The 6,552-nt window shown below is 47.4% G+C and carries 3 protein-coding genes and 3 pseudogenes; 5 read left to right on the plus strand and 1 reads right to left on the minus strand.

Going from position 1 to position 6,552, the window contains the following annotated elements:
- Nucleotides 1–118: 118 nt before the first annotated feature.
- Nucleotides 119–514: pseudogene (locus DS743_RS02155) on the plus strand (IS30 family transposase); the annotation flags it as partial.
- 134 nt (nt 515–648) lie between these two features.
- Here DS743_RS02155 and DS743_RS02160 read toward each other — a convergent pair.
- Nucleotides 649–1,687 (minus strand): annotated as a pseudogene (locus tag DS743_RS02160) (IS30 family transposase).
- Between the two features lie 211 nt (nt 1,688–1,898).
- Here DS743_RS02160 and polA point away from each other — a divergent pair.
- From polA to DS743_RS02180, 4 genes and pseudogenes are all read left to right on the plus strand, one after another.
- Nucleotides 1,899–4,562, plus strand: a complete 2,664-nt coding sequence (polA, locus tag DS743_RS02165; RefSeq protein ID WP_072544164.1) for a DNA polymerase I — start codon at nt 1,899–1,901, stop codon at nt 4,560–4,562.
- A 10-nt stretch (nt 4,563–4,572) separates the two neighbouring features.
- A complete protein-coding gene (gene mutM, locus DS743_RS02170; protein WP_035184733.1) occupies nt 4,573–5,397 on the plus strand; it encodes a DNA-formamidopyrimidine glycosylase in 825 nt (274 codons plus the stop codon).
- A gap of 97 nt (nt 5,398–5,494) precedes the next feature.
- Nucleotides 5,495–6,154, plus strand: a complete 660-nt coding sequence (locus tag DS743_RS02175; protein ID WP_258945801.1) for an IS607 family transposase — start codon at nt 5,495–5,497, stop codon at nt 6,152–6,154.
- Between the two features lie 40 nt (nt 6,155–6,194).
- A pseudogene (locus DS743_RS02180) lies at nt 6,195–6,552 on the plus strand (RNA-guided endonuclease TnpB family protein); the annotation flags it as partial.

Raw genomic sequence — 6,552 nt, forward strand, 5'->3', positions numbered from 1 at the left:
TATTTTTTAGAAGTAGGTGTCATGGTTAATAAACCTCCATAGCTAATTGATAGATATACTACAGAGATTGTACCATAATTGCACACCACTTCCAAAATATCATCATGACGCTACACTAGCTTTAATGACGTTAACCGAGCGAGTTAGCCGGATGGAAATTATCGTTAAATTGCCTGATTACCGGGCAGAGACTTGCCGGCAAGCCCTCCAAGATACGATTGATGATTACGGTGCAGAAAACTTTCGGACGATCACGTTTGACAACGGCTCGGAATTCGCTAGTTTAAATCAGGTTCAAGGAACGGAAATCTACTTTGCCCATCCATATTCTCCCTGGGAACGGGGCACTAATGAGAATGTGAATGGTCAATTAAGAGAGTTCTTCCCAAAGGGGCATTCCTTTAAAAACCTCTCATTAGTGGATCTGCAGTTGGTTCAAGACACGCTGAATCACCGTCCCCGCCGCTGTTTAAGCTATAGTTGTCCAGCGGATGTTATGCCACAACTGGTTTAACTTTCTAGACCAATTATAAGAATAGGCCATTAGTGTTGCACTTAACTTGACAATTGAGGCATATTATTTATACTAAAATTTCGCCAATTGCAAGAATAAATTGAACACTTACCATAACATCTGGCAGATTTTGACTATCTACGCCGGTAAATGCGGTCAAGTTCGGTGTCAAAGTACTCTTCTGGAGTCTTGTAGTTTAAGATCTTTCGAGGAAGAGAGTTGCACCATACCTCGATCTTAGCAATATCTTCCACACTGTACTTATCCATACGGTCTCCCTTGGGAATATAGCGTCTGATAAGCCCGTTGTGCCGTTCTACGCTGCCTTTATCACAGGATGTATAAGGGTGAGCGTAGTACACAATAGTCTTGGAAACTTGCTCAAGATTGGATAGATCTGCGAACTCAGATCTGTTGTCAGTTGTGATAGACTTAAAGATTTGATTCCATTTGGATCCGTAGTACTCTCGAAGCTTATCAAATGCCTTCATAACGCTAGCTGAGGTCTTATCCTCAATCTTGATCATGAAGAACTGACGCGTCTTTCGTTCGCACAGAGTAAGCAACACATCGTCGTCCTTAGTCTTGTGTCCAAGAACCAGATCGCATTCCCAGTGACCAAAGTCCTTACGGCTTTCGATTCTAGGACTACGTTCATCGATGCTTCGTCCCAGGATACGCTTGTTTACACGGGCACGACGAGTCTTAGTATTGCGCTTCACCTTCTCTGGAAGATCACCGTTCTAGATATCCATTAGGCCCAAGTCAACGTAGTTATACAGAGTTTTGGTTGATACGACCTGATCCTTCTGGAAGATTCCCTTGGCCAAAGCATAACCCACGCAAGCATCAAGAGACCAGCCTTGATTATGGAAGCAGTGGGAAACATAGTCGATGAACTTATGTCTGCGAAGAAACAAGCTCTTGCGGCCGCATTTGCTTCTATGTAGTTCGTAAGTGCTTTGCCCTTCACCGCTTCACATTGCCGGTATACACGGATACTGTGCCTCTTTTGAGCTCATATCCGACCGTGCTTGGTGAGCAGTTAAGTTCTCTAGCTATAGCACGATTAGAGCAGCCCTTAGAGTGCAGCTCCTGGATTGTAGTCCGGTTGTTCAGCGTAAGGTGCTTGCCCTTTTGGTGTGGTTTAGTGTTAGAATATGAATGATCCATTTTAACCTCTCTAGAAATGTTTGTGGTAATTCATATTCTACCAGATGGTTGAAATGGATTTTTTGTACTCTAATCCAGTGAAAACGATTTTTCTTACTGGATCGGAACAGTGTTCAGTTTAATTTTACAATCGGCGATAATTAACGAACTAGCAAAAACTGTTAAAATACATATAGGTATTTTGACAGTTTTTATTTTGCAAGGAATGACAATGAACAAGAAGAAGTTACTTTTAATCGATGGCAATTCCGTGGCCTTCCGGGCCTTTTTCGCCATGTACCAGCAGCTGGACAAGTTTAAGAATCCAGAAGGTCTCCACACCAACGCCCTCTATGCCTTTAAGAACATGCTGGACGTGGTCTTGAAGCAGGAAGACCCAAGTCATATCCTGGTGGCCTTTGACGCCGGCAAGACCACCTTCAGAACCGCCATGTACAAAGACTACAAGGGCGGCCGGGACAAGACTCCGGCAGAGCTTTCCGAACAGCTCCCTTACTTGCGGGAAATGCTCAAGGACATGGGAATCAAGAGCTACGAACTGGCCAACTATGAAGCCGACGACATCATCGGCACCATGGCTAAAAAAGGAGTCGAAGCCGGCTATGAAGTGGCCGTTGTTTCCGGGGACAAGGACTTGACCCAATTGGCCAGTGACCATGTCACCGTCTACGTGACCAAGTCCGGGGTAACTAAACTGGAAGCCTTCACTCCAGACCACATGAAAGAAGTCAACGGGGTGACCCCGACTGAGTTCATCGACATGAAGGCTTTGATGGGTGACCCGTCCGACAACTACCCAGGCGTGGCCAAGGTCGGCCCCAAGACTGCCTCTAAATTGATCCAGGAATACGGCAGCGTGGAGAACTTGTATAACCACGTTGATGAAATGAAGAAGTCCAAGCTGAAGGAAAATCTGATCGCCAGCAAGGACAATGCCCTTTTGGGTAAAAAGCTGGCCACCATCAACTGCGACAGCCCGGTGGAAGTGACCCTTGATGACCTTAGCTATGAGGGCAGCAATATCGACGACCTCCGTCGCTTCTACGAAAAGATGAACTTCCGCCGCTTTCTGGCCGACTTGGCCCAAAAAGGGGAGTTGACTGAAAACAAGACGGAAGTTAAAAAGCAGGACTATGTCGTGCTCAGTGCTGATAACTTAGACCAGCCGCCAAAGGCTGCTGAAGTTACTTTCTACCTGGCCATGTTTGGCGACAACTACCACCTGGCCGACTTCGCCGGTTTTGCCTTGAAAATCGGCGGGGAAACTTTCGTCAGCCGGGACGTCTTCCTCTTGCAGGAAAGCCCCTTGAAGGGAATGCTGGAAGATTCTGCCGTTCAAAAGAACGTCTTTGACTTAAAGCGTACCACTTACGGCCTCTACCGGCTGGGAATCAAGGCTGAATCTTTGACCTTTGACCTGCTCCTGGCTTCTTACCTGGTTGATAATGAGAAAAATTCCAACGACCTGGGTGAACTGGTCCAAGGCTACGACTACTATGACTTAAAGACCGACCTGGAAGTCTACGGGAAGGGGAAGAATGCCAAGATTCCGGCAGATGACGCGGTCTTCTTCAACCACCTGGCTGGCAAGACCGCGGCGATCGCGGCTTTGAAGGACAGTCTGTTAAAGCAGTTAAAAGACCATGAGCAAGATGACCTCTATGATTCAATCGAACTGCCAACGGCCAGAGTCCTGGCCAAGATGGAAATGAACGGGATCAAGGTCCAGCCTTCCCGCTTAAAGGAACTGGAAAACGACTTTGCTGTCCGTTTAAAGGAACTGGAAGAGAAGATCTACAAGGAAGCCGGGGAAGAATTCAACCTGAATTCACCAAAGCAGCTGGGGGTCATCCTCTTTGAAAAGCTGGGCCTGCCAGTTATCAAGAAGACCAAGACTGGTTACTCCACTTCAGTTGAAGTCTTGAACCAATTGAAAGAACAAAGCCCGGTTGTCAGTGACATCCTGGAATACCGGCAGATTTCCAAGATCCAGTCTACCTACGTTAAGGGCCTCTTAGACGTCATCGATGAGCGTGACGGCCGTATCCACACCCGCTACCTGCAGACTTTGACGGCAACTGGCCGCCTGTCTTCAGTTGACCCTAACCTGCAGAACATCCCAACCAGAACGGAAGAAGGCAAGCAGATCAGAAAGGCTTTTGTCCCATCAAGTCCGGATGGCTATATCTACTCCTGCGACTACTCCCAAATCGAGCTCCGGGTCCTGGCCCATGTCTCAGCCGACCCGAACATGCAGGAAGCCTTCAAGACTGGCTACGACATCCACGCCCACACGGCCATGAAGATCTTCCACTTAAGCAGCGTTGACGAAGTAACGTCTTTGCAAAGACGGCGGGCCAAGGCGGTCAACTTCGGGATCGTCTACGGGATCTCCGATTACGGCCTCTCCAAGAACCTGGACATCTCCCGCAAGCAGGCCAAGGAATTCATCGACGAATACTTTGAGCAATACCCAGGCATCCAGGCCTACATGGACCGGGCTGTTAAAGACGCCAGAGAAAAGGGCTACGCGGAAACCATCATGCACCGCCGCCGCTACCTGCCAGATATTCACGCTAAGAACTTTAATGTCCGCTCTTTCGCGGAAAGAACGGCGATCAACTCCCCAATCCAAGGGTCAGCCGCGGACATCATGAAGATTGCCATGATCAACGTGCAAAAGAAGCTGGATGAACTGGGATTAAAGACCAAGATGGTCGTCCAGGTCCACGACGAATTGATCTTTGACGTACCAGCTGATGAACTGGAAACGATTCAGAAGATTGTCCCGTCAGTCATGCAGGCAGCTGTTAAGTTGGACGTGCCTTTAGTCGCTGACGCCGGCTGGGGCCATGACTGGTATGAAGCAAAGTAGGAGGTAGAAAATGCCAGAAATGCCAGAAGTTGAAACGGTCCGCCGGACCCTGCGGCCCTTGGTCGTGGGCAAAACGATCGACCATGTCGATATTTGGTACGACAAGGTCATCACCGGCGACCCGGAAACTTTTAAAAGGGAGTTAAAGGGCAAGACCTTTACCGCCGTTGACCGCTATGCCAAATTCCTGCTCTTCCGTTTAGGCGACTTGACGGTCGTTTCCCACTTGCGGATGGAAGGCAAGTACCATCTAACGACCTGGGATGCACCGGTAGACAAGCATGAGCACCTGCAGTTTGCCTTTACCGATGGAAGCAGCCTCCGCTACGCGGATGTCCGCAAATTCGGCCGCCTGCAATTGGTGGAAACTGGAACTGAATTCCAGGTCACCGGCTTGAAGAATTTGGGCGTTGAAGCAAATAGTCCAGAATTTAGCTTGGACTACTTTGAAAAAGGCTTGAAGAAGAGGAGCATGAACATCAAGAGCCTGCTCATGAGCCAGACCCTGGTAGCCGGCCTGGGAAATATCTATGTTGATGAAGTCCTCTGGCAAAGCCAGATCAACCCCTTAACGCCAGCTAACGAATTAACCAAGGACCAGGTCAAGTGCCTCCATTCAGCCATCAATGAAACCATAGAAGAAGCTACTAAATACGGCGGCACGACCGTCCACAGCTTCTTAAACGCGGAAGGGGAGTCCGGCCACTACCAGGAAAAGCTCAAGGTCTACGGCAAGGAGGGGCAGCCATGCCCCCGCTGCGGGGAAGACTTTGTCAAGATCAAGATCAGCGGGCGGGGAACCACCTACTGCCTGCATTGTCAAAAGAGGGTGTGACTGTTAAAAAGTATTAATTTCATCCAGTGCTAAATAGTAATTTTTCTTACCAATTCATGATATAATGCCGGTATCAAAAGATTGGGAGGAAGAAATAATGAGCGAATACATGTCCATATCAAAAGCAGCTGAATATCTTAATGTTGCTAAGTCAACTCTCCGCAATTGGGAAGCTGAGGGACTGATTACGCCGCTTAGAACTACCTCTAATCAACGTCGCTACACTAAAGAAATGCTAGATGAGCTTCTGCAAGGCAATATGAAAGCAGCTAAGCCTAAGAAGCTGCTGACCATCGGCTATTGCCGGGTTTCTTCTGGCCATCAAAAAGAAGATCTCCAAAGGCAGAAGGATGTAGTGTCCAGATATTGCGAAGTCAATGGCTATCAGTTTAAGATCATTCAAGACGTTGGATCTAGTCTCAACTATAAGAAAAAGGGCCTGACAGAGCTGATCAACATGATCTGCAAGAAGCAGTGTGAGCGAGTCGTTGTAAATTACCAAGACAGGCTTGTCCGTTTTGGCTTTGAAATGATTGAGACAATCTGCCAGGCAAACGATGTAGAGCTAGTTGTCATCAATCAGACAGACAACGTTGATCCAAATTCAGAACTTGTAGAAGATGTTTTATCTATAATCACTGTTTTCTCAGCTAAGCTGTATGGAAAGAGGTCACATCAGAATGCAAGAGTCATCCAAGAAAGCAAAAAGCTCTTCAGTCAAGCAGACAGTGAAAAAGACTCAACCCAAGACAGTTAGAGTCTACTCCAAAAAGATAAGCGATGAAGAATTTGCCAGAATGTCAGACTTTTTTGAAAGATACGGCAGGTGCCGGCATTTCTTTTTGAACCGCTACTGCGGCATCAATTCGATGCTTGCGGTTAATAACTGGCAGGCTCTGCGTAACCAAGTTCGTAAATGGGACAAGCCGGTTAAAGGCTCAAAAGGCAAGCTGGAAACAGTCTACAACTTTCAGACCAAGCACTGGGTTGGTGCTCTCCGTGAAGCATGTGCCAACATAAAAAGCATGTGGTCGAATCTGGCTAACCGTTTAAAGAAGCTGATTCAAGGAAATGAAAATTTTTCTGCAGATCAGCGCCACCTTCTGTTCTTTATCTTAAAATTTAAAAGCGCATGGCAAGCCGTTCTTCTTCACA

The sequence above is a fragment of the Lactobacillus leichmannii genome (genome assembly GCF_024701915.1).
Classification (GTDB): Bacteria; Bacillota; Bacilli; order Lactobacillales; family Lactobacillaceae; genus Lactobacillus; species Lactobacillus delbrueckii.